Raw genomic sequence first — 24,758 nt, forward strand, 5'->3', positions numbered from 1 at the left:
ACGAAAGGATGTTTATGAAAATTCGATTAACAATGGCTCAGGCTTTATTACGGTTTTTAGCGAATCAATATGTCGTCATGGATAGTAAAGAACATCAATTTGTCGCAGGGGTATTTGGGATTTTTGGTCATGGTAATGTCACGGGTTTAGGTGAGGCACTTGAATACGATAATTATGGTTTGACTTATTACCAAGGCCATAATGAACAAGGAATGGCTCATGCTGCTACTGCTTATGCAAAACAAAAAAACAGATTAAGTATTTTTGCCTGCACCTCATCTATAGGACCGGGGGCGACTAATATGATTACGGCTGCGGCTACAGCAACTACGAACAGAATTCCTTTGCTGTTGCTTCCAGGCGATACATTCAGCTGCCGACAGCCAGATCCCGTATTACAGCAACTTGAAGTAGCCTACGATTACACCCTATCGGTAAATGATTGCTTCAAACCCGTCAGTAAATATTGGGACCGGATTGCTCGGCCGGAGCAATTAATGACGGCATGCCTCAACGCGATGAGGGTTTTAACTGATCCTGCGGAAACGGGTACAGTCACCCTATGTTTGCCACAAGATGTGCAATCCGAGGCATATGATTATGAGGCCTCTTTTTTTAACAAACGGTTTTGGCATATTGATAGGGAACCCATTAGTGAGCGCGCCCTTGAGGAAGCAAGCCAACTGCTTCTAAAAGCAAAAAAACCACTCATTATTGCAGGGGGCGGGGTGCATTATTCATTGGCTACCGAGGCTTTAGCGCAATTTGCAGCAGATCACAAAATTCCAGTCGCGGAAACCCAGGCTGGAAAAAGTGCCTTGCCAGCGAGTCATCCCATGAATGTGGGGGGAATAGGCGTCACTGGCTCGGAAGTAGCGAATATTCTTGCTGCGCAAGCGGACGTTATTTTAGTGATTGGCTCACGGCTACAAGATTTTACTACCGCATCCAAATGGGGTTTTAAAAATGAAGAATGCCGTATCATTCATCTGAATGTTTCTCGTTTTGATGCGATCAAAATGAATGGTTTGATGTTGAAGGGCGATGCGAAAACAGGTTTAGAGCAAATAGGGGAAAAACTGGGGGGGTATCAAACATCTAAAGAATATCAGCAAGGGGTACAACACTATCAGAATGAATGGCAACAGGAATTAAAGCGTATCGGTGTGGTGCCCCATGCTGAGCAAGAGGGGTTATCACAAACCAAAGTGATTAGTATGTTAAACGAGATGGTAACGGAAGAGGATGTCATTATCTGTGCTGCAGGCAGCTTGCCTGGTGACTTGCATCGGCTTTGGAAATCCAAAAAGCCCAAAGATTATCATCTGGAATATGCTTATTCCTGCATGGGTTATGAAGTCGCTGCAGGTTTAGGCGTGCGGTTAGCAAAAGCAAACAATACGGGTGAGGTGTATGTGTTCGTAGGTGATGGCAGTTTTTTGATGATGCATTCTGAGTTGCTTACCAGCATTCAAGAACATCAAAAAATGACGATCATTCTTTTTAATAATCATGGTTTTCAATGCATTAGAAATTTACAGGAAAGTCAGGGCAGTCAAGGTTTTGGTAATGAGTTTCGCTATCGAGTCGATCAAACTAATAAACTGTCCGGGGAATATTTACCGATTGATTTTTGTAAGTACGCCGAAGGGTTAGGGGCGAAAACTTTTTTTGTAGATTCTTACGAGCAATTGGCTGTGGCTATGGATGTGGCACGTAATGAAAAACAGTCGACAGTGATCGTCTTACCCATATTACCTAAAACAATGAGTAATGGTTATCAAACCTGGTGGCGTGTAGGCGTTGCCGAGGTATCTAATTCAGCAGCAGTAACCAATGCGCATCAGGCAATGCGCGAACAGTTGAAACAAGTAAGAGAATATTAAGGAAATTATTTATGCACATCAAACTGGGAATTGCACCAATTAATTGGTGCAATGATGATGATCCTGAATTAGGTAAAGAGATTAGTTTTGCACAATGCATTAAGGAAATGTCAGAAGCGGGTTATGTGGGTACCGAATTAGGGAATAAATACCCACGCGATGTGTCCATTTTAAAAAAAGCATTGACTGAGCGTGGATTACAATTGTCCAGTGCGTGGTTTAGCACTTTTTTTACTGAGCCAGGACAATATGAACCCACCTTATCACGTTTTATGGACCATTTAAGTTTTATGAGAGCGATGGGCGCATCGTTTATCAATGTATGCGAATGTGGGCATGCGATTCAAGGAACAGAACTTCCTATCCTAAGCCCCCATAAACCTGAATTGAGTGCGGAGCAGTGGGAACAGCTGATTCAAGGATTACATGCTATGGGTCGTATTGCCCATGATTTTAATATGCACCTTGTTTATCACTATCATGCAGGAACAGGCGTTTTTTATGAGCATGAAATCGATTATTTAATGGAAAATACCAGCCCGCAATTGATTTCGTTATTACTGGATACCGGACATGCGGCATTTGCTGATATCGATTCCCTCTCGCTAATCAATAAATACCATGAGCGTATTTTATATGTTCATTTGAAGGATATTCGCGCGGACGTGCTGAACAAAGTGAAGCACGAACACATGAACTTTATGGATGCCGTACGTGCAGGCGTATTCACCGTTCCAGGCGATGGAGCTCTTGAATTTGCTCCTATTTTTAAAATGATGCAAAAGTACCAATATTCTGGTTGGATGATTGTGGAGGCAGAGCAAGATCCCGCTAAAGCGCCCCCCCTTCAGTATGCTAAAAAAGCTTTTGATTTTTTGCAGCCGTATATGTAGACGCAGCGCATTGTATTCCGGGGGCTGTATTAGCCCTCTGGGGTTTCGCAGGGCTACTCCTATGCTTGTATCGACACACTTGATGTTCTCTAAGCACACCGAAGCGCCGCAAATAGTAAATCCTTAACTATACTTAATTATAGTGAAGTGATAGAGCTGCCTTTAGTGATTACTGCTCTAAAGAATCTACTCATTCATCTGTTCTAAGTGAGGTTGTTATGGGTCTAGCATTAACACAAGCGTTTACTTTTGGAGACAATGGACAGCATACAGTTGAGGTAACCCTAAAGGATGGAGACAGAACACCAAGTACTTTGGAAGAGTATCTCTATGTATTAGATCATATTACGCAAATTTGCGAAGATGAAGGAGAAGCGTTCTTAGCCAATGCTTATGTAAAGAAGTTAACAAAAATTCTATTAGAAAAATATCAAGAACATCTTAGGGCAACTCAAAGCGATTGGTACGATAAGGATAATCCCAAGTTATTTACGGTAGCAAAACAGCTGGAAGCTTTTGCTTTTCTAACCGGTGAGCAAGAGGGAATTGAGGCAATTATTGGAGAGTTTCCCTTATTAAAATTAATAAAAAGTAACTACGAAGCCTATCAACAGGATAATTTTCTGGATAACCTCGATCCGCTCAAATTTAAAAATTTTAATCGTCCTCTACTCGCCTTACAGATGATGATGCGCGTCCTAGATCCTCGTTACATCAATCAACGCGATGAGCAGGTCTGTGGGGTCAACGCTTTTGTGCACAATATCACCTTGTTTAATCCTATGAAATACGTCCGTATGGTCTCTGAATTGGCCGCAACAGGGGTTTGCGATCTTAAAGAATTTGCTGGTAAAGAAGGCGTGTTACGCGTCGAAGTCACTGAGGGCGTGGCCAATAAGGAAAGCTCGGATGGAAGTGACATTCGTGATGCGGATCATATTATTTTGAATGGCATCCGCTCATCAGAAAACGCCATTGTCCGTTATAGCAGCGAAGGACCTGAGCTTGCCAAACAACTTTTTGGGGTGACGACCCACAATGAAATAAAACGTTGGATGAAACAAGCGGGGTATCATCACGTACAGAATATACCTGTCCATGAAAGAGAAGCCATAAAGCAATTAAATTTGCTGATTAAAGACGGCTATATGGTGGGACTTGCTGGTACTGGAAGTCTGGCTAATTATATTTTAAATCCGGAAGAAGGAGCACCGGATAGTCAAAACGTGGTGCAACGTTTTATGGATGGTCATTTTTTTATTATCCAAGACATTGACTTTGATAAAGAAACAGATATGGTTCATGTGCGTATTATGACTTGGGGAGAGGAGAAGTCGGCGTCTATTCCTTTTGCCGAATGGAAAAAGAACATTGGTCTTGTTGGAACTGCGGTTGTCGGACAAGACCCCTATATGCATTCGGTACTTCGTAAAAAAGTCCAAGAAATCGATCTTAATCCTGCTAATCCAAGTACCTATTGTTCTCCTCAGGCTTATTGTTTATTTGTAAAACAGCAACATGGGTCTCAAGATAAAAAAATTGATGCACTCTTAGATGAGGCTTTTCAACATAAAAATGGAAAAACATGGTGGACAGCCGCAAAAGAAATCCAGGATCTTCTCCAGCAATTACCAGCAGGTGCAATAGAGAGTACACTTTTAGATATTTCAATTATCCCGGAAGTTAATTCAGCGATTAAAGCAGAATTTGAAAGAATTAATCAGATAGTGGATTCAACTGAAAAAATAAACGCTTTAGAAAAAATAGGAATCCAAAATAATATTGAAGTACAACGACAATTAATTCCCTTATATGTGCAGAAAGAACGGTGGGATGATGTTCGTGAGATAGTGCGCAATTCCAAAGGCAGCCTAACTGATCAGCATATTATAAAAGAATGTTTGGAGGTAGCATGTTCCAAACTGAGTTTCGAAAGTAGGAAAGTGATTGTTCCTGACGATATTAAAGAATTGCTGGATAAGAATTCAAAAATTGACGTGACACCTAAGGAATTAATTGATGCAGTCAGTGAGATGACGGGGCTAGCTAAAGGAGGAGGCTTTACTTATGGACTTCGAGGCAGGTTATTAGAGTCGATTAGGCCTCGATATCAGCAAGAAGGGAGAGAAGTGCACCATTTGAATCAAGCGACCTTATTGAAGAAAGATGTTTATAATTTTGTATCACTTCTTGATAGAGAGCTTCACCGTGCAGAGCCCGCCCATAAAATCATGAACAAACAAAAACTAACCCAATTTTGTAACACTCTGATTGATAATATTAACAATCCGCAAGTTTTGAAGGATTTCTGCTATCGAAAAAACCGAGTGTTAATGAAAATATGTGAATTTTTCTTAAAAGTGGCTTCCTATTTTGATAAAAATATAATTACAAAAGGTGTTGAAAAAACCAGGAACTTTAAAGAGGACTTCAGTGAAATTAAAGACAATGATGATTTAAAACCAGAACCAGAAAACTCTAATGGAGTTAAAGAAGGTGCTGATCTGAATCCAGAAGCAGAAAGCTCTAGTGGAATTAATGAGAATGATGAATTAAAGCCAGAACCAGAAAGTCCTAATTTTGCTTGTAATTAAAGGTCGCAAAGGCGAATAGTTCCATAATCCATCCGCCTTTGGTTCAGGTTAGCCATAAGGATTAGTTACAGCTTAGTTCTTTACCCGTTGATTTTTCACTAAACTCCTTACTCAAAAGTTCAATTTTTTGTCCCAATTGATTTTTCCCCATTATTTTTTCCGATGCTTTGTAAAATGATTGGGATAAATAAGCGTACATATACCCTGAACTCGCTTCTTCCGTTTTACGTCGTTGAATGTCTTTTTCTTCAGAACACAGACTATTTAAAAGTACCTTCATGAGCTCTTGGTATTCCGGCTCATTCTCATTTTCAAAGCGAGAAAAAAGATTTCCGGCATTTTGAATGTACTTAAGGATTAAAGTTTTTTTGGCATCAAAAATATCTCTATCGATTTTAGTGGTAGCGAATTCAAATTCTTTATCAAGAATATATTCATATAAAACAAATGAAAAATGATAAAACCACGGGGAGTCTTTTTTACTCGTAAATAATGATTCATCCTTAATATTCACGATGATCTGAGGACTACTTTGAACCAGGTTGCTTAATGCGTTAATAAAACTGATCAAGCTTGCAGTGAAAAAAGTTTCATAAAGATCAGTGGTGAACGAAGTTTTATATTTTTTATTATATTCTAAAACAGCGCTGCTGACTTCTTTCAATTTCGCGTTAATGGTGTTTAAAACCTGATCGAAATATTTAATATAATCATTTTCAAATTCGATCTCTTTAATGGTTGTGACTAAATCTCGAGCAATTTCATTTCTTTGAATTAATAATTCAGCTTCTTTACCCTTATATGTCTTTTCATCTACCTGCGCCTGATAGGCATCCAATATTTTTTGACAATAACGGTGTGTAATATCTTTAAAAATGCACATTGTCCCTCTCTTTTTTGTTCGCTTGAAAGTGCCTAAAAATCATTGACATATTTTCAGGAAAATATCCGTCTTTACTCTTCACAGCTTCGTTTTCAAAAATACTAACAGGGTCTTTTTCTATTGCTCTATCATGTCCTCATAATGAATTTCCCAACCTGCAGCCCATTGGGGGATTCAAAAATAAATTGTTTAAATAATAGGTAAGATAATCACAGTGCCTAATATTAACTCATTGTAAGTGGCACGAAAAGTCACTGAGCTAGTTTATTTTCATCAGGTTTTAAGTTGCAAATGAGCGTAATTCCATCGGCAAGCCACGGGACCTAGTTAGCAGTGTTTGTCGTGTCAGTGTAGCGCTAAGACAGCTGGGATAAAGTGTTTATAAATTTTATTTTTAATGGTATTTCATGGTTTGCAGTTTGAACTAAGGCTTTTGACAATTCACCAAAAGGGTGTGATTTTAGAGCACGGAAATTCAGCATACAGAAGGATGTGAATATGGGATCGCAAAAATTACCGCATTTTGCAGAATAGTAGGATGGTCCACAAACCCAATGAGCTCAAATGGAGATTGGCTATGGTTAAATTTTATAAATTCAAGGAAATTGAGATTTACTCGCCAAAATATCGTCAACAGTTGCGCAAAGCGTTAGAAACTACCATGTCGGTATGTATTGCAAGTACTTCTGCTTTAGTTATTAATCCATTAACCACAAAAATACGCACAGCACGAGCGGCTCAATATAATGAAAATAGTTTATTGGCTGTGCATGGAATAGGTGAAATAAGAACTTTTTTATTAAAAGTTTCAAAATACCGCGAGGATAAGCAGATTAATTTTCTCGATGCGCGGGCGCCAATAAAATACCTCATATCTACATGGAAAACAGGGAATTGTGAACATCAGGCATTTTATTTAGCCGCTTTACTGCGACAACAAAACATCCCTGCATTAATTTATGATATTGAAGACATAAAACATACAGTGGTGATTACAAAGGAATTCCTACTTGATCCATGGATAGGTGATATGTTTGCACTGACCGATATAGATTTTCTTGGTGATTTTTATAATTCAACACTCAATATGAATGCGTCATGGTTAAATCTATTATTAAGCAACCAAAATTTTTTTTTTCCATGAACGATTGAATAAAGAAACGTTAAAACAATATTTTGCGCCGCAAAATGAAGAAAATGTTCTAAAAGCCGGTTGTTGTGTGCTTTTTTGAGAGGGATTGATTTTAAAAAAATTAAGACCATCAGGTGGTCCACGATAAAATGAATGACGCTAGAAGACGAGCCTATGGGGGCGATCAGCTTTCGATTCTATGTCTTTGGTAAATTGTTCAAAATGATCGCGAAGCGGGCTGGGTAAATCGGATGCTTTTAACAGTTCATTGATTTTTTTAATTGTTGTGAGGGCCTTATCGAGGACCTCTGGGTCTATTTCTTTGTCCTTATCAACCAGGTTATCTTTTGAAATAGCAATAAATAGTTGAGCCATTTTAGGCGGTATTTCCATTAAAAAGTCTTTCAAAAGTAGTTCCTGATCCGGAGCTTCATCTCCTGGATTTTTAAATTGAGCAATAATTTTTTCCATTTTCTTAAGTTGGTAAGGAGAAATGCTTTTACATAAATGAATTAAGTCGGTTAAAGAGTAAGACCAGGTGTTAAATTTTTCAAATTTAAGTAGTTTGTCAACGACTTCATCATCGACGTCACTCTCTTCTATCTCAAGTAGATTGATATACTCCTGGCAGCGGGTTAGATTAGAAATATTATAACTACGTGCTAATCCAAGATAATAGAGATCTCGAATCCCTCGACCACCTGGTTCGGCGCTGATATGCCCGGTCCTAAAAAAATAACCGTGTTCTTTGCGGATTACATTTTCACATAAATTACCCTCTTCAATAGTCCAGTATTCTTCAGCCGCAGGACCCAAGCTAAATAAGGAACTCATCGGATATAGTAAACTCATCAATGGATCATCACGGTATTGGGGGCCGTGAAAAAAGGGCGAAAAATTATAGCGTGCTTTGCCGGTAAGATTATGTAATCCGTGAATGAGTTCATGGGCTAATAAAATAAAAGGTGGGCCCGCATCAGTTAATCCATTTCCAGTTGATGCATAGGTATCTAAATTCAAAGAGGAAATTTTATCGTTATAGCGAAAATCGATACCAATAAGTATTTTTTTGACCCCAACTCCAGGCACGGTTTCTCTCTTTAATATCGTTCTAAGCTCTTGCTCTGGAGTAATGGATTTGCTGCTGTAGTTTGGGTTGATCTTTGCAAATCCAGCTGCTGCCATAGAGCACTCAAAATCATTACTGGGTGTTAAGACTAACTTAGCCTCTTTGGTTGTTAACAGGTAATTAAGTTTTACAATTAAGTTTATCCCTCCTGGCCTGGAAACAATTTGCATTAAGAGTGAGTAAACATAATCTGCCTCTGCTGTACTAAGCGAATTATTATTTTTTATATTCTCTAAGAGTTGATAAAAATTTGCACGTACGATTTCTTTAGTTTTTTTTCCTTTTAACTCAGGAAGTATGTATTTTTCATTTAATGAAATATCGTCTTCATTATGTATATATATCGCTGATTTTTGGCACAAACTTTTTGTTAGCTCATTATGAATAACTTGTAATTCTCTTAAGATATTTTTTATCGCGATAATTCTTTTAAAAAATTGAAGCTGCTCCTCTATATTGAAATTGGGGTCAAATTTTGAGTATTGTTCTTCAATTGCTTCATATGCCGCATGATTTAAATGATCAATATAGGCCATATGCTGCATTGTCTCATCATTGTTTTCCAGCGGGGGTGCATTTTGAAGATTAATGCCTAAACCCGATAAACGCTTGGAAATCTCTTCAAATTTTTCTTTCATGATCAAAAGAAAATCAGTTGCTTCTTTTTATAGTATAGGTGATTATTATTTGGACTGGCTTAAGCTCGTTGAAGTGTTTTTCGCGAACGAGATAATATAAAAAAGACATTCTATAATTATGAAATCTGAATAATTTTTGAGAAAATGCAATGCGTGAACATTTTATCTCGATGTGGTTTAGCCCTCTAACGCTATTATTTCTCATAAATGCGTTTTTTTTATTCTTTGTTACTTCATTTGTTTGGAATATTTTTGTTCATCTTAATGCCACAAGTTCGTTATTTAAGATGGAAAAAGCAAACCCTTTATTATTAAAGGCAGCATTATTTTTTCCTCTGATACTCATCGCAATCATCGCAGAGTATAACTGGTCCTTGTTGGCCCACTCCGATTTTTTTCCTTTAATCAGCTCCTCTTTCGTCCGCTTTAATTTTATCGGGATTATTGTTTCACTCATTGCGCTCATTTTTGTTAAAAAGTTAGATAAAGAAGAAGGTGAAGAATTTAAGCTAACAATATTTTTAATCACTTATCCCCTTGTTTTGTATTTATTTTATTTAATCATTCTGATTGCAACGGTCGTCACTCGCTTAAATGCATTTCCTGATGGATTCCCTAGAAATTATTTTTATCTTTCTGCAGAAAATATCAACCAATATATAGTTGGCGTACTATTTTTGATTCACTTAATTTTTGTTTTCTTTGCGGTGTCTATGAAAGTTGCACCGCGATTTTTATGTTTATTTGCTTATACAATGGCCCTCACTTTCATCTATTCACTCGTTTTCAGATAGTCCCTAAAACTATAATTTAATTAAGGTAAAAAATGCTGTAAATCGCTCATTTTATTTTACGAACTGATACCCAAAGGGAGCTCGACCGTTTTCTCTTCATCATCCTGATCTTTTATAGGAAGGCTTTTTTTCCAGGAAGCCAATAAAAGAGCGTAAAGATCGGGTGATGGATCTTTTGAAAACATGCCGATTTGGGGGGCTTTAACCAATTCAATTCCCTGCTCAGCAAGTTTTGCCAAGATATCAATTTTTATTTCAGTTATAAGCTTTGCTGCTTTTCTTAATAATTCGACTTTAAGCAGAGGGGTTTTGGCTGATGTAACGGCGCCAAAATGGTCTATTTCTGCTGTTATAAGCGCAATAAATTCTTTTTTAATAGTCAGTGAGCCATATAAAGTAGAGTAAGTGTAATGATCGGCATACAATAATCCAGAAAGGGTTTTGAGTAAGGTATGCCAACTCCGGTCATGGAGCATCCATAAGATGGGATTGTTAGGAAACTCCTGATAACAATTTTGTAAATGAACGATTCCGGATTCTAATAATTCGACCAATTTGCTTGTAAGCGAATCGATATCCATTTGAAACTGATCTAATCCTTCACGTACTTTCTCAGACCGTAACGCGCCTATAATTTCTTTTTCTATAGCTCTTGCTTGTTGATGTAAGGAAATTAAATTGACACTTCCTTCGATTTGCTGTTGTAACAAAGTGGCTGATTGCATGTAATTGGACACATACTCTGTTTGTATCCCTTCATGACGATAAAGCGCATAATAGGTTTCACAAATTCCTAAACATACCCGATATGCGCTCAAGGCATAAGCAAACTGGCACATAAATGCTTGCGCCGAAGGCGTATAGGGTTTAGCAGATTTAAAGAGATATACTCCATCTGTTTCACGCAATTCAATGGGTAAGCCACAGTTTAGAACATGAGCATCAAGAGCGGCCGCAAGACTTGGGTTTTTTGTATTATCACTAATTATTTGCGCGGTTTTTACTAAAGTTTCTTCTTCAACCAGACATTTTTCCATAGCCTCTTGAACCAAGTTGAAGCTAAAAACCAGTTCCTCGTTTTTGGCGACTTCAGTGAGTTTTTGTGTTCGCCATGCATCAAAAAAATATTCCTTCAACAATTTCCTTATTTCAAACATGGCATTACGGTAGTGCTCAAGACGTGCGAAAACAGGCTGAATCGCTGTATTCATTTCTTTCTGACAGAGCTCTAATTCTCCTCCCATAATCTTCTCCTTCTAAATCCTTTAGTGCTTTAATTTCTACAGTGCGCAGGCATCGGTGTCAAGGTGTTTAATTTTTTTGATTCGATGGGTGGGGGTTTTTCATTTATTGCCTGCATTTCATGATAATTTGGCTTAAAATTATCTGTTATCGATTGTTGCCGGATACAAAGCTCAATATAAAGAGCAGCGCTGGCGCAGCGAACCATGGGATTTTTCGAAGTACCATTCACCCGCTTTTCGCTGTGCTGCATCTGGGTTACATATAAATAAGGAATTACATGGATTTTAAAGAGAAGAAGGTCATTGTTACCGGTGCGAATCGCAGTATAGGTCAAAGAATAGCGATCGCTTTTGCAGAGCAAGGAGCCGATGTGGTCATTAGTTATCGCAGTGATGCACCGGGGGCAGAGGCAACGGTTCAAGCGATTAAGGCACTAGGGCGAAATGCAAAAGCATTTTATGCTGATTTTGCCAAAATGGAGGATGTTGCAACTTTTGCTGCGCAGGCAATGGCGCATTTAGGCGGTATCGATATTTTAGTGAATAATGCCGGCATGTTGTGTCGCGAAACCTTATTTGAATTATCTCCAGAAAAAATGCAGCAAGTCTTTCAGGTGAATACGGTTTCCCCGCTTTATTTAGCCCAATTATGCGCTAAGAATATGGTGGAAAATGTTAATCAGGGGTGTATTTTAAATATTTCTTCAATCAGCGGCATTATGACGATGAACAAAGGGATTGGATATGGCGCTTCGAAGGCCGCGCTGAATAAATGGACAAAACATGCGGCCTTGGATTTGGCGAAACACGGCATACGAGTGAATACGATTGCTCCCGGTGTGATTGAAGCAGGAATGAACGAAGATACGGCAACCGGCAATCCAGAATTATGGCAATATTATGTGAGCAATATTCCTTTACAGCGGCCGGGAACACCAAATGATATTGCCAATATGGTTTTATTTCTTGCTTCACAAAAAGCCAATTGGATTACAGGTAAAGTTTTTGCAGTGGATGGAGGACATGTTCTCTAGATCGATAGAATGGAATAAACAGTTAAAAATAAGTTCAACTTATGCCTTTATTGATCATAAAAAGATCATTATGTTATACTGTGTTAATACCAGTTTCGAGCCAAGAGTAATGAAAATCACCCAATTTTATGAAAATCTCAATGATGTCCTTGCTGTCCTTAAGGACGGATATATGGGGGGCCTTGCAGCTTTTGAAGTAAATACCCTTGGAGATGTCTTAACACATCATGCTGAACTCACCCCAGCTTTAATCAAAGAAATGCTGAAATCACCCATTTCAGAAGATTTTTTTGATCCACCTTTTTATTTCCCATTTAATGAAAACACGCTGGAACAGCTGAAAAGCTATCAGCTCGACAAAGATAAGTTTCTAAATAGCTGGGGATATGTAATTGATAAAAAATTAGCTCAAAAACATAAAATGGGAGAACAGTTAATTGAGCTGGTAACCCGAATAATTCAAAAACAACAAGAACTTGCAGAAGATCCTCAATATATTAATCGAATTTTAGTGAATCGTATGAAGGCCCTGGAGGAAGCTCTGGAGTTAATCGATGATAAAATGGAGTCACTACAAAACAGACAAAAAAGTCCAGGTTTTTTTGATACAGAAGAAAATCTTCGGGCGAAGATAAGTCGGTTGCGATTAATAAAAGATCAATTAGAAACTACATATATCCGATATCATCTAGTGTGTAAGCCATCGCAAATCAGTAAAAAAATGGCAGGCAAGGTAGCTAATTTATTGGCTCAAGTCAGCGGACAGGACTCAGAAATAGAGCAATTGGAAGCATTACAATCACAAGTTCAGGGCATGCTTACAGAGCATCCTCAACTCAGCATGAAGCATAAAACTCATCTTGAGCAAGAAAAAAAAGAAATGTCTAAACTGCAGATGGTTTCTTTATTCCCTTCGGAAGAGTCAGAAGCAGAAGACCTATTCGATCAACAACCCTCTTTAGAAGAACAATTTAGTCACACCAGAACCATGTTGGTTAAAACAGCACACCACTTTCTTCAAGAATCAAAAAACCAATTAAGTAAGGCTTTTACTGAAGCGAAAAAGTACACTCTGGAGGAAACCAGTGAGCAAAGGCACAACAATCCCTTCATGAAATTTTTAGATAAAGTGTTGTATTGTATCACGAGGGGTTTTTGTCATGTTTTAACTGATACGGAGTCGGTTATAGAAAAAGCGGGCGAAACCCTGAGCTATTCTTAGAGGGATTGGCTCAATGCATTGTGTTGTACTTTTAATGGTATTCACTACAAATTTCCGATTATTCTCTCTCCTATTGCCTCAATGAAAGGTGTTGCCGAAGGACAAAAAATATACTGAGTCGTTGCCTCAAAATAGGTGTTGCTTTTGAGAGGTTTTGTTGCAGTTAATAAATAGTTGCTAACGAATAAGGTGCCAATGAAGAAACTCCGAGCCGTTATCACAATCAAACCCTTTGATTTCAAAAGGTAAGTTTTCTTCTATGTTTTCTTAAAAGGCTTCCGGGTTTCGTTCCACTTAAACCTTTTCCATAGCGAGATTTAATGGGTTTTAGCATGCGATCAATTGTTGCAGCACTCATTGTCAGCAATTGAGCAGAGAGCTCATCTAATGAAGTCTCATGATGTTTGTGATAATGCGGTAACCATATGGGCAGAGCGCTCTTTTAAGCGCTTGCCACATATCTGATCCGTAGCAAGCCAAATCTTTTTAAGCGGCTCCAATAATATACTAGGGTCATAAATTTTCTTTTTACCTGGTTTTTTAGGTTTTTTATCAGAGATAGGTAACTGCCTTAATAACCTGGCTGCCGCTTTACGATGATAGCCATGTGTCTCGCAAAACTCATCCAATATGCGTTTCTTCACCTCACGATTACCTCGGTGATAACGCCAACGCTGTGTTTTCAAATATAAATCCATGCGTACTTCCCCCATCTTTGCTTTCCTCCTTTCGGCAACAAGTATTTTGAGGCAATGCGTTGGCTAATACATAATCAAATAAGTTAATGTTTTCTTAAGAATAAAGCCGTACAATAAGCGCACTTTATATGCTGTTCACGCAGATAATAATCAAAAAAGTTAAATGTCTGTATGAGAGGGGGACTGGTACTACTTAGGCAATCTTAAATCAACAAACTGGATTTTATTGAGATAGATTTTCAAGTTATCAGTGGCCGTTAAATAGATAATCTAATTAAATTAAGAATAAAGATTAGACAATGTATCTCGTTTTTATTTTTTTCCCACTTTTCTTAAATCGCCTCTACATAAATCCAAAATACTCACAGTGAATTGACACGATTTCCTGGAGCTGGAGATTTATTAGTCAATTTTTATTATGAACTGCTTAGCTGGTTGCAGCATTTTGGCTCAGCCACATCATTAGATTTTAAATAGGTGTTACATGAAAGACAAATACGATCTGAGCCAACAAGAGCCAATGGATATAATAAGAAAGGAACGAGGGGCGGTATCGCAACCCATAATGACTCAGTTATCCACGCAGCAATTGGATGATGTTGATGAAGCAACTACCGCATCGATTATGGAGCAAACTAATGTAATTGGTGCTGATGTGAATGCTGAAGACATGAATCAATCTAATCCACTTTGGACGCTTCCTGATGAAATGATGATGTACATTCTGAGTCAAGTCCCTCCACACGATTTGCTCAATGCACGACTCATGGCGAAATCCAAAACGGCGGTAGTTAATGCAACACTTGAACTAATAACCAGACCTCATTTTATCATCAATTACTTAAGCCATGCGGATGGAATTAAGGGGCATCAATTTACCGCGTTTTATCAGAGAACAGCGTGCTATCAAGAATTAAAGCGCAAAGTCCTTACTCAGGAATTGCTTACTGCTGAGGAAGCCATTTGTTATACGCTCACCCGCGATTGCAATGTCTTACCTCCTAACGTAAAGCAAGCGATGGATGAGATAACGCTAGATGAAAACACCAGGGAGCATCTGGAGCTTATCCTGACTGCATCAGAGGACATCAATGCAGGTAACGCCAAATTGGAAAAGCTCTCTAATTATCCACTATCGCTCCTAAATCAACACATGATGGATTATAAACAAAAATTAATGACTCACGTGAGACAGCATCACCCGCACCGATTCGTTAATTTGCTCGCTGGAGCCAATCTGAGTGGTTTGCAATTTAGAAATGAGGATTTTTCTTATCTTAATCTATGCGGTGTAAAATTGAGTTATGCTGATCTTTGTCAGACGAAGTTTCGCGGTGCTTATCTGAGAGGTGTTGACTTCAATGGAGCACTTTTGAGGGAAGTGGATTTTACAGAAGCGATATTAAAAGGCATACAATTAAACAGAGCAAACCTTGATGAAGTTGATTTATCGACAATCGATTTAGATGGAGTTGATTTCGAATGGGCTTATATTCGCAATATGAAGCTTTTGCCTAAAGGAGCGCTGAGTAGTCCAGCGGAACTGCAAGCCGTTTTATCTCAATTTGAACAAAAGATTGCAAAACACTCACTTGGAAGCAAGCGCAAACTTGAGGAGCAAATATTAAAAGAAATTGCTGAGCAGATTGAAGCAGAAAGGGAACTAAGTCTAAAGGAAAAAATAGCTTTGTTAGATATGGCAATGAGTCTGGTGAAGCAAGAGCAACTGATTACCGGCATCTTTCCGTTTCAAAATGCATGTCAGAAGTTAAAGGGAAAGCTCATACCATCGCAACCCCAACAAGATATTCCAGAGCATCCACTGAAAAAAGAGGCTCAGAAAATTATCGAGCGCACGTTAAAGATTCTGGATGGAGAAGAGTCAAAATATCCACAGTTAAAAATTCCAAAGTCGATTGATGCTTCGGCTTATAAAAAGGAATATGGATTGCTCATGGACTGTATTGCAAAGTACCCTGAATTAAATGATAGCTCCAAGATTGCCGAAGCCTTGGGAATTAGTCTTGAAATGTGGCAGCTGCTCTATATTACTTGTCCAATCATTATATTTAAGCCGTTAAAATCACCAGTTATAGTATACGACGAGATTCAAGACGATGGTGAAAATAAAGAAAAGCATTATGCGAGCGAAGTATTTAATAGTTATCGGTTTGAAATACAAAATCTTCAAAGAATAAAGTTAAATGATTTAGATCAATATTTATATGAGGAAGAAGATTTCGTAATTTTGGAAGAGGATGGACAAACTGACATACGAGTAAAATTGGGTGATTTATTTATTACGATTTGTCCGAGTGGTAAGGCAGGTATTTCTTCATCGATTGAAGTCATCGATTTTACAAAGCGTGAGCGAAAACCAGCATTCGCAGTTAATTTGGCTCTTTATGAAGGTATACCCTTTGAGGCGTTTATTCCTTTAAATCCTTATGTTAACTATGGATACGCACCCGCTCCAAGTTTAGTACTTTCAGCCGATAATATTAAAAGAATGCAAGAAGCTTATGTATTAAAAAGACAAATTATAGAAAGGGTATTTGCATCCGAACAGATCAATCGCAATCGTAAAAACGATCTTTTTTCCCCAATCTTCGATCAGTATGAACAAGAACAAAGTCATTTGGCCATGTTGCCGGTGGAGTTATTTGATATGGTTTGTACTTACGTCCATGACAACACATTCAAACAGCGCAAGAACACTTCTTCTCTTGCTAAAGTCACGGAATTACATGGACTATTCTTTAGGAGAGCGCAACATGCTTCAGCGGATATTCAAGGAGACATCGCAGAACGCAACATACTCCTATTGTAGTGCGCAAAATAGCTTTGGAAGTGGAAGTTACATGATTTCTAATCGTACCAGTACGCTTATGCGTGCATGGTACGATTGGTAAATGATAAGAAAAGCAAGTATTCCTAAGAAATACTCAACGAGTTTTTTCTTAAAAGGAACGTCATGAATGGAGTTGGTAAATTTCTGCCTATTAAGTTATTATTTATTTTCAAAGAGAAGGCTTAACTAAGGGGCGGCAGTTATTTGATTAGCAACTTTGATGCATTGAGCCATTATTAAATAAATAGGACACTTGCTTACGTAGAAATAATGGATAATGAAAAGGTGACACCCCTCAGGGCTAAGCCTTCAAAATAGAGTAGGAGCTCATTCTTGAAACGTCTGAATTTATCATTGCTGTTGATTCTGGCATATTCTGGTGCAACGTATGCGGCACAAAGCACAGTTGTTTGTCATATGCAAGGAATGGAAGAAGCTATTTCTTTTGCGGTACCGAGTAAAATGGGGGACTTACCTAAAATTGATTTTGATTATCCAGTCGATGTGACCCGATTCAGTATGCGAACAGGCAATTTGTTGCTTGTCGCTATGGATCAGGATGAGAAAGATCGTCCGAGAATTTTTATTTCAGCGCAGTTAAACAAACAAAGTCAAAAGTACATTGGACAATTTATGACGGATTTTGGTGGTAATGAATTGCAACTTGATAATGGTCCGGTTTCTTGTGTGGTGAAATAAGCTAATAATTCTTGGTTACGATTCGATCGTGCTGTTAAGTGCTTCGATTTCATCAAGAATTTTTAAAAATTGTTTTCCAAATGGAGTAACGAAATACTCCACTCTGGGAGGAATTTCGTGAAAAATGTTCTTCCCAAGAATGCCGAATTCCAGGTTTTTTCTAAGGCATTGATTTAAAACTTTGGTGGTGAGGCCTTCGACAAGGCGTACCATTTCTCCGGGGCGATTGATTCCATCACGCAAAAGAGAATAGACGGTAAGTGACCATTTACAACCGTAAATCGTCTCAACCATAGTCATTGTTTTTAGAGGTTTTTTTTGTTCCAATTTTTTTCTTCAAGTCATTCAATAAGACATACCAAAAAGTACCTACCGTACCACTAAGTACCTACTTTTTTTAAAATTATATAGTACCCATAATCGATGGAACAAATATTTTTAAAAATGGTGAGCAACATGTCAAATCAGAAATTAGCGATAATTGTAGGTGGCTCCAGTGGTATGGGATTAGAAACAGCAAAAAGACTGGCAGCAAATGGTTTGGATTTATTGATTACGGGTACAAATGAGCAAAAACTGAAGCATGCTGTTGATGAAATCAAGAGTATAGGAGGAAATGTCGCGAGTTTAGTAGTTAGTCTTTATGATAAAACCCATGTGTCACAATTGGTTATGAATATAAAAAATGAAACGCGCCCGATAAAGTATCTTGTAAATGCGGCTGGCTATTTCAAACCGGTACCCTTTTTAGAACATACAGAAGCAGATTACGATCTGCAGGTGGATCTCAATAAGGCATTCTTCTTTATCACCCAGGCCGTTGCTGAAAAAATGAAACAGGATGGGGGCGGGTCAATAGTTAACATTGGCTCCATGTGGGCCAAACAAGCAGTCAAGGCTACGCCTTCATCAGCGTACTCGATGCAAAAAGCAGCGTTGCACTCGCTAACCCAACATTTAGCAATGGAACTTGCAGAATTTAATATCAGAGTTAATGCGGTAGCACCTGCAGTGGTTGTAACCCCTATCTACAAATCGTTTATTGACGAAGATAAGATTGACGTATCGCTACAGAGTTTTAATGGATTTCATCCTTTAGGCAGAGTGGGGCAGGCCCCAGATGTTGCTCATGCCATTGAATTTCTTCTGTCCGACAAAGCAAGCTGGATCACCGGAGAGATTATGAATGTTGATGGAGGCGTTATGGCAGGAAGAAATTAACAGGTACTTTTAGGATATGATGCGGGTTGGAACCCTCACCGAACTATGGGCACCTTCTCCCCCAAGGGGAGAAGGGAATTTATTTAGGATGGAATCGTTTAAAAAATTGTAGCATTTCATAAAAAACGTAGGGTGCTGCCTCCCGATGGTCGAGTGTATCACTGACCGATTGAATAGAAACAGCGCTGCTGTATTTTGTAAATTGGTCATAAGCAAGTTCAGCTCCATGATAAGGAACATCTTTATCTCCTTTGGTGCCAACGAGCAGTAACGGTGCAGTGGGTGAAAAATCATAATGATTGAAATAGCTCTTCAGGTTCTCTGAATTGGCATCGGTATGATCTAAGATGGCATTGAAGAACTCCTGTTGAAAAATAAATGCTGGATTTTGAGGTAGTGCATTAAGTATTTCTTTAGAGGAATGGAGTCCATCAAATAATTCTGGAACAATGGCATTATACGGGCTAACAAATATCTGATTTAAATCAGTCCAGTAGTTTTTATAGGTTTGTAGTGAATAGAAAAAATACGCTAAATATGCAGTAGCCCTTGGTCCAGGATCAAGCATAATGAATTTCATGGTTTCATTCCAGTCATAAGGTGCGGAACCTAATGCAACTGCAGTAATGGGTATGTTTGGATACTGCTTTGCAAGTAATTCAAATAGGACTAAAGAAGAAAACCCACCTTCGGAGTAACCACCAATAAAAAGCTGGTCATTCACTTTAATATTTATTATTTTAGCAAGTTCTTTGGCTGCTAAAAGCATATTGACGCTGCTGCTGGCAAGCGTTTCATATTGTACATAAGGATGCAGCGTTAACTCATTATCTCCGAAACCAAGGTAATCCGGCATAACAGTCAGGTAACCACCATGACTGGCAAACAAGGCAGGATAAATCGAATCGCCTTCCTTCATTCTGGAAGGAGCATCTTCATGATTGAATCGAGTTCCATGTTGATAGCTGACAATGCCCAAGTCAGCTGCTCCTGATGGTACAGCCATTAGGCCTGAGGCAATCGTCAAATGTCCATCAGGGGCGGGAGTTTTATAGTTGATTTTATAAAGTGTCACATCGTAATGGGCTTCAAGTACTTCAAGTGGGGGCATTTTTTTTAATATTATCTGTGCTGTTTCTTTAGACAATGTGCCAAGATCCGTATAGCTCACTAAGATTGTCTGATGGTTTGTCAGTGATTGGCTGTAAGCGTTAGCACTTAAAAAGAAATAGAAAAAAATGAATATTATTTTTTTAAAATGGATCATTGCGATCTGATTTCCTTTAGCGTATTTGATGAATCAGCTTATTTAAGTTTGATTTAAATATCAAGGAATAAGATGGGACAAAAATATCCTCTAGTAAGACTCCTTTTGTTTTTACTTTGTCGTTTCTCTATTCGATTGAGACCAATGGTTTTTATTGCAAGCAAGTGAGTGTAAACCTGTAGACATACAATAAGTTTCTGTTAACCTATAGCAATCAGAAAATTTCTGATTCAATTCTTTTGTTATCTGTTAATGTTAAATGGAGTGAACGTGATCATATTAAAACAAAAAAGGAAATTTCTTTTCAGCCTGTTTCTTGCTAACAGCACCTTGGCTTTTTCTGGCGCTATGGGTAGTGCTCAGGATCTTACCAACGGCTTTTTCGTTACTGGAGCTCCAATATATGGCTCTTTAAGTGATGAAGGAATTAATAAAACTGTATTTGCCGATACTTTTACTGCTAATGGTGACATTGAAGGACACCAAATAAGTCTTGATTCACGTTGGGGTTTCTTAGTGGGTGTGGGTTATAAATTTAACCCAGACAATGATATCACCTTGACGTATACCAATTTAAAAAGTAAAGGCTTTAACGACATCGATAATACTGGCCCCAATGGCGTATTGTCTAATCGATTAAGTCAAATCGTACAAAATGACCAAAATTTCATTATAAATAATCCTGTAACTAATATATCGTTTAATGGGCAGCAAATGATCGATGCGAGCGCATCTGTCAGTTCTCATTATGATTTTCAAACGGTTGAGTTACTCACCCATCATTATTTCCAAAATTCATTATTAAATCACGTTCGATTCTCACGTTTTTATGGAATAAAGGCTACTGAGTTTAAAAAAGGGTTTTCTGCTGAGTATGCTGGATCATGGGCATTATTCGATTTTAATGGAATTCCACCTACTACAGTTCTAGTTCCATTAGAGGACGAAATTGATTATGCTGCAAAGTATTTCGGAATTGGTCCCCAAATTGGTATGGGTGCAACTTGGAGTCTAAATCGTTATATAAGTATTCTTGGTGATGTATCTGCGGCTGTTTTAGGTGGTTCATATAGTTCCAGCTGGGATGAGGATTTAAATACTTCTAGAGCTATTCCTAATATTCCAGTTATCCCAGCCAATGATCATTATGGTTACAATCAATCTACGCCAACAACTCTTTGGACTTCTATTGTAGTAGGCTCAAATTTAGCAGTTGCTGCACAGATTCCTTTTAGTAATGGCAGCAGTTTTGGTGTTCAAGGAGGTATTAATACCGAACAATATTGGTCGCAGGTTAATGCCGATTCAATACGTAGCAGCATTACTAAAAATAATGTCTATTTCGCGCAACGATTTGCTGTTCGTGATGTGTTCATTAAATTAAGCTACACGTGTTAATCTAAAAATCTGATATCCAAAAGCGTGTTTAGATTGATAAAGACTTTACGGGGTGCATTAGGGTTGGATACTTAATGCGCCTTTGAAAAAGGACTGTCGTTTTGAGATTTAAGTTGTGGAGGTAAAAATGCTAGTGAGTCAATTAGATCATTTAGCAAGTCCTGTTATTCCTACCCTCAATCAAATTCATCCAACTGCATTGATTGCTCCTGGGGCTAAAATCGGTCCTAATGTCACAATTGGTCCTTACTCTATAATTGGTGAAAATGTAAGGATTGCTCAAGGAACGTCAATTGCTTCTCACGTAACCATAGAGGGATGGACAGAAATTGGGGAGCGTAATCAGATAGGCGCAGGGGCAATTATCGGCGGCATTCCTCAGGATCTCAAATTTAATGGGGAGGTAAGCAAAGTACTCATTGGAAATGATAATATTATTCGAGAGTACGTCACTATAAATCGTGGAACGAGAGGAGGGGGCGGCAAGACGTGTATTGGCAATAATAATGTTCTGATGACCTCAGCACATGTGGGTCATGACGTGCTTATTGGGGATCATAATATCATTTCAAATGCTGTTGCCATCGGTGGACATGTCGTCATTGAAGATTGGGTCACTGTGGGTGCGCTTTGTGGTTTGCATCAATTTATCAAGTTGGGCCGTATGTCCATGATAGGAGCCCTTAGTTTAATCACTAAAGATGTTTGCCCTTATGCTTTGGTTTCAGGAAATCCTGCAAAATTATATGGCATTAATGTAGAACGTCTACGCCGAAGAGGGTATTCATCTGAAGCAAAAAGTTGTATTAAGCGTGCATATAAGACTTTATTTAATAAGGGATTGAGTATTGCAGAAGCAATCATACAAGTACAATCCGAGTTTGCGGATAATATTGATATCCATCACATCGTGCAATTTCTTAAAGGTTCAACGCGTGGATTGTATCGTTAAGATTCATTAATTAAAGGTATTTAAATGGTGCCGTTTCGTTTTTCTACTCCCAAAGGTCCTTTTAGTTTGGCTTATTTAGCTGAGTGTTCTGGTGCATCACTTCATCATCATGAGGGAGCGACATATACTGTTTCAGATGTTGCGCCACTTTCGAATGCTCAAGAAAACCATCTTTCCATGTTGCATGAGAAAAAATATATCAGCGCGTTAAAAACCTCTCGGGCCGGGGCATGCATTATTTCACCAAATTATGTCCATCATGCGCCTCAACAGATGCATTTATTGGTTCATGATAATCCCTATAAAGCTTATGCACTGATCGCCCAGGTTTTTTACCCAACTGATTCCATTAAGAGTTTCATTGCTCCCTCCGCTTTTGTTGCGGAAAGCGCTACCCTTGGTCCAGAGTGTTATATTGCTCACGGTGCTTATATAGGTGAACAGGTTCGCATCGGTGCGCGCTGTAAAATCGGAGTCAATACCTTTATTGGTGATGGGGTCATCATCGGCGATGATTGTTGCATTGAAAATAACGTCAGTATTAGTCATACCGTGATGGGAAATAAAGTATTGATTTATCCAGGGGCTTGTATTGGCCAAGATGGGTTTGGTTTTGCTGGTGATAAGCAGGGATATTATAAAATACCTCAGGCGGGCGGAGTGGTTATCGGAAACAATGTCGAAATTGGTGCCAATACCTGCATTGATAGAGGTTCTATGGAAAACACCGAAATTGGCGATTGGTGCCGCTTGGATAACCTGGTGCAAATTGGTCATAATGTAAAAATAGGAAAAGGCTCTATTCTTTGTGGGCAAGTTGGGATTGCGGGTAGCAGTAAGTTAGGTGAGTATGTCACTTTAGCCGGAAAAGTAGGTATAAGTGGTCATCTTACCATAGGGGATGGGGCAACGATTTTAGTGGGCTCTACTGCAACTCAGAACGTCGAGCCAGGTGCCCGTGTGGGTGGATATCCTGCTCTTCATGACCGTGACTGGCACCGACAAACCTATTTTTTAAAAAAATGGATTAAGAACGGGAAGACTCCAGAAGCTGATAAATAGCTAAGGCGGCCTTTTCATTTGCTTTTTGCCTTAAGCAATGATGGATGGAAGTAAACTGCTGTTTTAGTTCCTCAGTCTTTGCCGTATGAAACAACTCTAATACTTTTTGTGCAATCGGTTTGGCCAATGCTTCAGATTGGATAAACTCAGGAATTAATTCCTGGTTTGCTAAAATGTTAGGTAATGCGATAAAGGGTATTTTAACTTGGGGGGCGATAATGGCGTGATTCAAGGCGCTCCATTTAAAGGCGACAACCATAGGACGCTTTAATAACATGGCTTCTAGTGTCGCTGTTCCTGATTTGACCAAAGCAAAATCTGAAGCAAGCATGGCCTCACGAGATTGTCCGTCCAACATCTTAAGTTTTAAATTGTATCCCTTATTCTGCACGTGTTGTAAAAAAAGAGCTTTTAAATTGGCATTGGCTGTTGGCACAATAAACTGAAGTTCAGGCATCTGGGTGGAGAGCTCGTGCATGACATCAAGAAACAAGGGCCCCATATATTTTATTTCACTGGCTCTACTCCCTGGCAAGACACTGATTATTTGATCTTGTGCTGTAAATCCAAATTGTTTTCTAATGGGTTCTGCATCAATGTCCAGGTCGATCTGATCAGCAAGAGGATGACCTATATAGCGTACTGGAACATTGAATTTCTTATATAAAGCTTCTTCAAAAGGAAATAAAGTAAGAATCAAATCAACCGCTTCTTTGATGTAAAAAACTCGTTTTTGTCGCCAGGCCCAAATTTTGGGACTGACCAAGTGAACGGTTTTAATCCCCAATTTTTTTAAACGCAATTCCAGTGATAAATTAAAATAAGGATAATCAATCCCAATAAACACATCAGGTGGATTGCTTTGCCATTCTTTATAAAGCATTTTTCTGATTTTAAATAATTTGGGATAATGAAGCAGGGCATCGCTAATGCCCATCACCGAAAGGCGCTGCATATTGATCATGGAGTTAAAGCCTTCCCGTATCATCTCAGGGCCACCAATACCCATCCATTCAATATGGGACAGATGCTTTTTTAACTCCCGCATTAAACCTGCACCCAGTAAATCTCCGGAAGCTTCTCCGGCAACTAGTGCAATCCGTGTGGGCGTTTTGAGTGTATCCATAATGATTAATATGTAGATTTGTAATTCGCCGATAT

At 38.6% G+C, this 24,758-nt stretch carries 20 protein-coding genes; 13 read left to right on the forward strand and 7 right to left on the reverse strand.

Annotation, left to right across the window (positions count from 1 at the left end):
- Positions 1-14 precede the first annotated feature (14 nt).
- The 3 genes from iolD to EL022_RS04300 all read left to right on the forward strand — a co-directional run bounded on the left by iolD (position 15) and on the right by EL022_RS04300 (position 5,373).
- On the forward strand, positions 15-1,886 hold the full coding sequence (gene iolD, locus EL022_RS04290) for a 3D-(3,5/4)-trihydroxycyclohexane-1,2-dione acylhydrolase (decyclizing) (RefSeq protein ID WP_028382525.1): 1,872 nt from the start codon (positions 15-17) through the stop codon (positions 1,884-1,886).
- A gap of 11 nt (positions 1,887-1,897) precedes the next feature.
- A complete protein-coding gene (iolE, locus tag EL022_RS04295; protein ID WP_028382526.1) occupies positions 1,898-2,779 on the forward strand; it encodes a myo-inosose-2 dehydratase in 882 nt (293 codons plus the stop codon).
- Positions 2,780-2,997: 218 nt separating this feature from the next.
- Positions 2,998-5,373, forward strand: coding sequence for a hypothetical protein (locus EL022_RS04300; RefSeq protein ID WP_065235807.1), 2,376 nt, complete (start codon positions 2,998-3,000; stop codon positions 5,371-5,373).
- A gap of 61 nt (positions 5,374-5,434) precedes the next feature.
- On the opposite strand, the gene EL022_RS04305 is transcribed toward EL022_RS04300, so the two are convergent.
- Complete coding sequence (locus tag EL022_RS04305; RefSeq protein WP_028382527.1) at positions 5,435-6,256, reverse strand: hypothetical protein; 822 nt, start codon at positions 6,254-6,256, stop codon at positions 5,435-5,437.
- 577 nt (positions 6,257-6,833) lie between these two features.
- Between EL022_RS04305 and EL022_RS04310 the strand changes: the two genes are divergently transcribed.
- Positions 6,834-7,400: a hypothetical protein gene (locus EL022_RS04310; RefSeq protein ID WP_277873321.1), complete on the forward strand. Its 567-nt coding sequence runs from the start codon at positions 6,834-6,836 to the stop codon at positions 7,398-7,400.
- 147 nt (positions 7,401-7,547) lie between these two features.
- Here the strand turns inward: EL022_RS04310 and EL022_RS04315 are convergent, their stop codons facing one another.
- Positions 7,548-9,155 (reverse strand): hypothetical protein, encoded by a 1,608-nt coding sequence (locus EL022_RS04315; protein WP_051544521.1) that lies wholly within the window; start codon positions 9,153-9,155, stop codon positions 7,548-7,550.
- A 149-nt stretch (positions 9,156-9,304) separates the two neighbouring features.
- Between EL022_RS04315 and EL022_RS04320 the strand changes: the two genes are divergently transcribed.
- Positions 9,305-9,949, forward strand: coding sequence for a hypothetical protein (locus EL022_RS04320; RefSeq protein ID WP_028382528.1), 645 nt, complete (start codon positions 9,305-9,307; stop codon positions 9,947-9,949).
- Between the two features lie 56 nt (positions 9,950-10,005).
- Here EL022_RS04320 and EL022_RS04325 read toward each other — a convergent pair whose 3' ends face one another.
- The gene (locus tag EL022_RS04325) at positions 10,006-11,193 is read right to left on the reverse strand and encodes a hypothetical protein (RefSeq protein ID WP_028382529.1); all 1,188 of its coding nucleotides are present in this window, start codon (positions 11,191-11,193) and stop codon (positions 10,006-10,008) included.
- A 278-nt stretch (positions 11,194-11,471) separates the two neighbouring features.
- Between EL022_RS04325 and EL022_RS04330 the strand changes: the two genes are divergently transcribed.
- Positions 11,472-12,227: an SDR family NAD(P)-dependent oxidoreductase gene (locus EL022_RS04330; protein WP_028382531.1), complete on the forward strand. Its 756-nt coding sequence runs from the start codon at positions 11,472-11,474 to the stop codon at positions 12,225-12,227.
- Positions 12,217-13,449, forward strand: coding sequence for a hypothetical protein (locus EL022_RS04335; RefSeq protein ID WP_028382532.1), 1,233 nt, complete (start codon positions 12,217-12,219; stop codon positions 13,447-13,449). Before EL022_RS04330 ends, EL022_RS04335 begins: the two co-directional genes overlap by 11 nt.
- Positions 13,450-13,844: 395 nt before the next feature.
- Here the strand turns inward: EL022_RS04335 and EL022_RS04340 are convergent, their stop codons facing one another.
- The gene (locus EL022_RS04340) at positions 13,845-14,147 is read right to left on the reverse strand and encodes a hypothetical protein (RefSeq protein ID WP_241972245.1); all 303 of its coding nucleotides are present in this window, start codon (positions 14,145-14,147) and stop codon (positions 13,845-13,847) included.
- Positions 14,148-14,631: 484 nt separating this feature from the next.
- Here EL022_RS04340 and EL022_RS04345 point away from each other — a divergent pair, with 484 nt between their 5' ends.
- Together EL022_RS04345 and EL022_RS04350 are read left to right on the forward strand one after the other, a co-directional pair.
- Positions 14,632-16,977 (forward strand): pentapeptide repeat-containing protein, encoded by a 2,346-nt coding sequence (locus tag EL022_RS04345; RefSeq protein ID WP_028382533.1) that lies wholly within the window; start codon positions 14,632-14,634, stop codon positions 16,975-16,977.
- 354 nt (positions 16,978-17,331) lie between these two features.
- Positions 17,332-17,697 (forward strand): hypothetical protein, encoded by a 366-nt coding sequence (locus EL022_RS04350; RefSeq protein WP_028382534.1) that lies wholly within the window; start codon positions 17,332-17,334, stop codon positions 17,695-17,697.
- A 15-nt stretch (positions 17,698-17,712) separates the two neighbouring features.
- On the opposite strand, the gene EL022_RS04355 is transcribed toward EL022_RS04350, so the two are convergent.
- The gene (locus tag EL022_RS04355; protein WP_081776927.1) at positions 17,713-17,997 is read right to left on the reverse strand and encodes a winged helix-turn-helix transcriptional regulator; all 285 of its coding nucleotides are present in this window, start codon (positions 17,995-17,997) and stop codon (positions 17,713-17,715) included.
- Between the two features lie 156 nt (positions 17,998-18,153).
- Between EL022_RS04355 and EL022_RS04360 the strand changes: the two genes are divergently transcribed.
- A complete protein-coding gene (locus EL022_RS04360; RefSeq protein WP_028382536.1) occupies positions 18,154-18,918 on the forward strand; it encodes an SDR family NAD(P)-dependent oxidoreductase in 765 nt (254 codons plus the stop codon).
- Positions 18,919-18,997: 79 nt separating this feature from the next.
- On the opposite strand, the gene EL022_RS04365 is transcribed toward EL022_RS04360, so the two are convergent.
- The gene (locus EL022_RS04365; protein WP_028382537.1) at positions 18,998-20,185 is read right to left on the reverse strand and encodes an alpha/beta hydrolase family protein; all 1,188 of its coding nucleotides are present in this window, start codon (positions 20,183-20,185) and stop codon (positions 18,998-19,000) included.
- A 270-nt stretch (positions 20,186-20,455) separates the two neighbouring features.
- Here EL022_RS04365 and EL022_RS04370 point away from each other — a divergent pair, with 270 nt between their 5' ends.
- From EL022_RS04370 to lpxD, 3 genes are all read left to right on the forward strand, one after another.
- On the forward strand, positions 20,456-21,583 hold the full coding sequence (locus tag EL022_RS04370) for an Lpg1974 family pore-forming outer membrane protein (RefSeq protein ID WP_028382538.1): 1,128 nt from the start codon (positions 20,456-20,458) through the stop codon (positions 21,581-21,583).
- A gap of 127 nt (positions 21,584-21,710) precedes the next feature.
- On the forward strand, positions 21,711-22,535 hold the full coding sequence (lpxA, locus tag EL022_RS04375; RefSeq protein ID WP_028382539.1) for an acyl-ACP--UDP-N-acetylglucosamine O-acyltransferase: 825 nt from the start codon (positions 21,711-21,713) through the stop codon (positions 22,533-22,535).
- A gap of 24 nt (positions 22,536-22,559) precedes the next feature.
- Complete coding sequence (gene lpxD / locus EL022_RS04380) at positions 22,560-23,597, forward strand: UDP-3-O-(3-hydroxymyristoyl)glucosamine N-acyltransferase (protein ID WP_028382540.1); 1,038 nt, start codon at positions 22,560-22,562, stop codon at positions 23,595-23,597.
- Here the strand turns inward: lpxD and lpxB are convergent.
- Entirely contained in the window at positions 23,563-24,723 is a 1,161-nt protein-coding gene (gene lpxB / locus EL022_RS04385) for a lipid-A-disaccharide synthase (protein ID WP_028382541.1), read from the reverse strand. The genes lpxD and lpxB overlap by 35 nt on opposite strands.
- Positions 24,724-24,758 lie beyond the last annotated feature (35 nt).

The organism is Legionella cherrii (genome assembly GCF_900635815.1).
Lineage (GTDB): Bacteria > Pseudomonadota > Gammaproteobacteria > Legionellales > Legionellaceae > Legionella > Legionella cherrii.

What these genes read in the sequence shown, in the direction of transcription:
- lpxB (WP_028382541.1), bottom strand. Translation starts at nt 24,723, where the DNA reads ATGGATACACTCAAAACGCCCACACGGATTGCACTAGTTGCCGGAGAA.
- EL022_RS04345 (WP_028382533.1), top strand. Translation starts at nt 14,632, where the DNA reads ATGAAAGACAAATACGATCTGAGCCAACAAGAGCCAATGGATATAATA.
- EL022_RS04330 (WP_028382531.1), top strand. Translation starts at nt 11,472, where the DNA reads ATGGATTTTAAAGAGAAGAAGGTCATTGTTACCGGTGCGAATCGCAGT.
- EL022_RS04305 (WP_028382527.1), bottom strand. Translation starts at nt 6,256, where the DNA reads ATGTGCATTTTTAAAGATATTACACACCGTTATTGTCAAAAAATATTG.
- lpxD (WP_028382540.1), top strand. Translation starts at nt 22,560, where the DNA reads ATGGTGCCGTTTCGTTTTTCTACTCCCAAAGGTCCTTTTAGTTTGGCT.
- EL022_RS04300 (WP_065235807.1), top strand. Translation starts at nt 2,998, where the DNA reads ATGGGTCTAGCATTAACACAAGCGTTTACTTTTGGAGACAATGGACAG.
- EL022_RS04355 (WP_081776927.1), bottom strand. Translation starts at nt 17,997, where the DNA reads ATGACTATGGTTGAGACGATTTACGGTTGTAAATGGTCACTTACCGTC.
- iolD (WP_028382525.1), top strand. Translation starts at nt 15, where the DNA reads ATGAAAATTCGATTAACAATGGCTCAGGCTTTATTACGGTTTTTAGCG.
- EL022_RS04315 (WP_051544521.1), bottom strand. Translation starts at nt 9,155, where the DNA reads ATGAAAGAAAAATTTGAAGAGATTTCCAAGCGTTTATCGGGTTTAGGC.
- EL022_RS04325 (WP_028382529.1), bottom strand. Translation starts at nt 11,193, where the DNA reads ATGGGAGGAGAATTAGAGCTCTGTCAGAAAGAAATGAATACAGCGATT.
- iolE (WP_028382526.1), top strand. Translation starts at nt 1,898, where the DNA reads ATGCACATCAAACTGGGAATTGCACCAATTAATTGGTGCAATGATGAT.
- EL022_RS04310 (WP_277873321.1), top strand. Translation starts at nt 6,834, where the DNA reads ATGGTTAAATTTTATAAATTCAAGGAAATTGAGATTTACTCGCCAAAA.
- EL022_RS04335 (WP_028382532.1), top strand. Translation starts at nt 12,217, where the DNA reads ATGTTCTCTAGATCGATAGAATGGAATAAACAGTTAAAAATAAGTTCA.
- EL022_RS04320 (WP_028382528.1), top strand. Translation starts at nt 9,305, where the DNA reads ATGCGTGAACATTTTATCTCGATGTGGTTTAGCCCTCTAACGCTATTA.
- EL022_RS04340 (WP_241972245.1), bottom strand. Translation starts at nt 14,147, where the DNA reads ATGGATTTATATTTGAAAACACAGCGTTGGCGTTATCACCGAGGTAAT.
- lpxA (WP_028382539.1), top strand. Translation starts at nt 21,711, where the DNA reads ATGCTAGTGAGTCAATTAGATCATTTAGCAAGTCCTGTTATTCCTACC.
- EL022_RS04360 (WP_028382536.1), top strand. Translation starts at nt 18,154, where the DNA reads ATGTCAAATCAGAAATTAGCGATAATTGTAGGTGGCTCCAGTGGTATG.
- EL022_RS04365 (WP_028382537.1), bottom strand. Translation starts at nt 20,185, where the DNA reads ATGATCCATTTTAAAAAAATAATATTCATTTTTTTCTATTTCTTTTTA.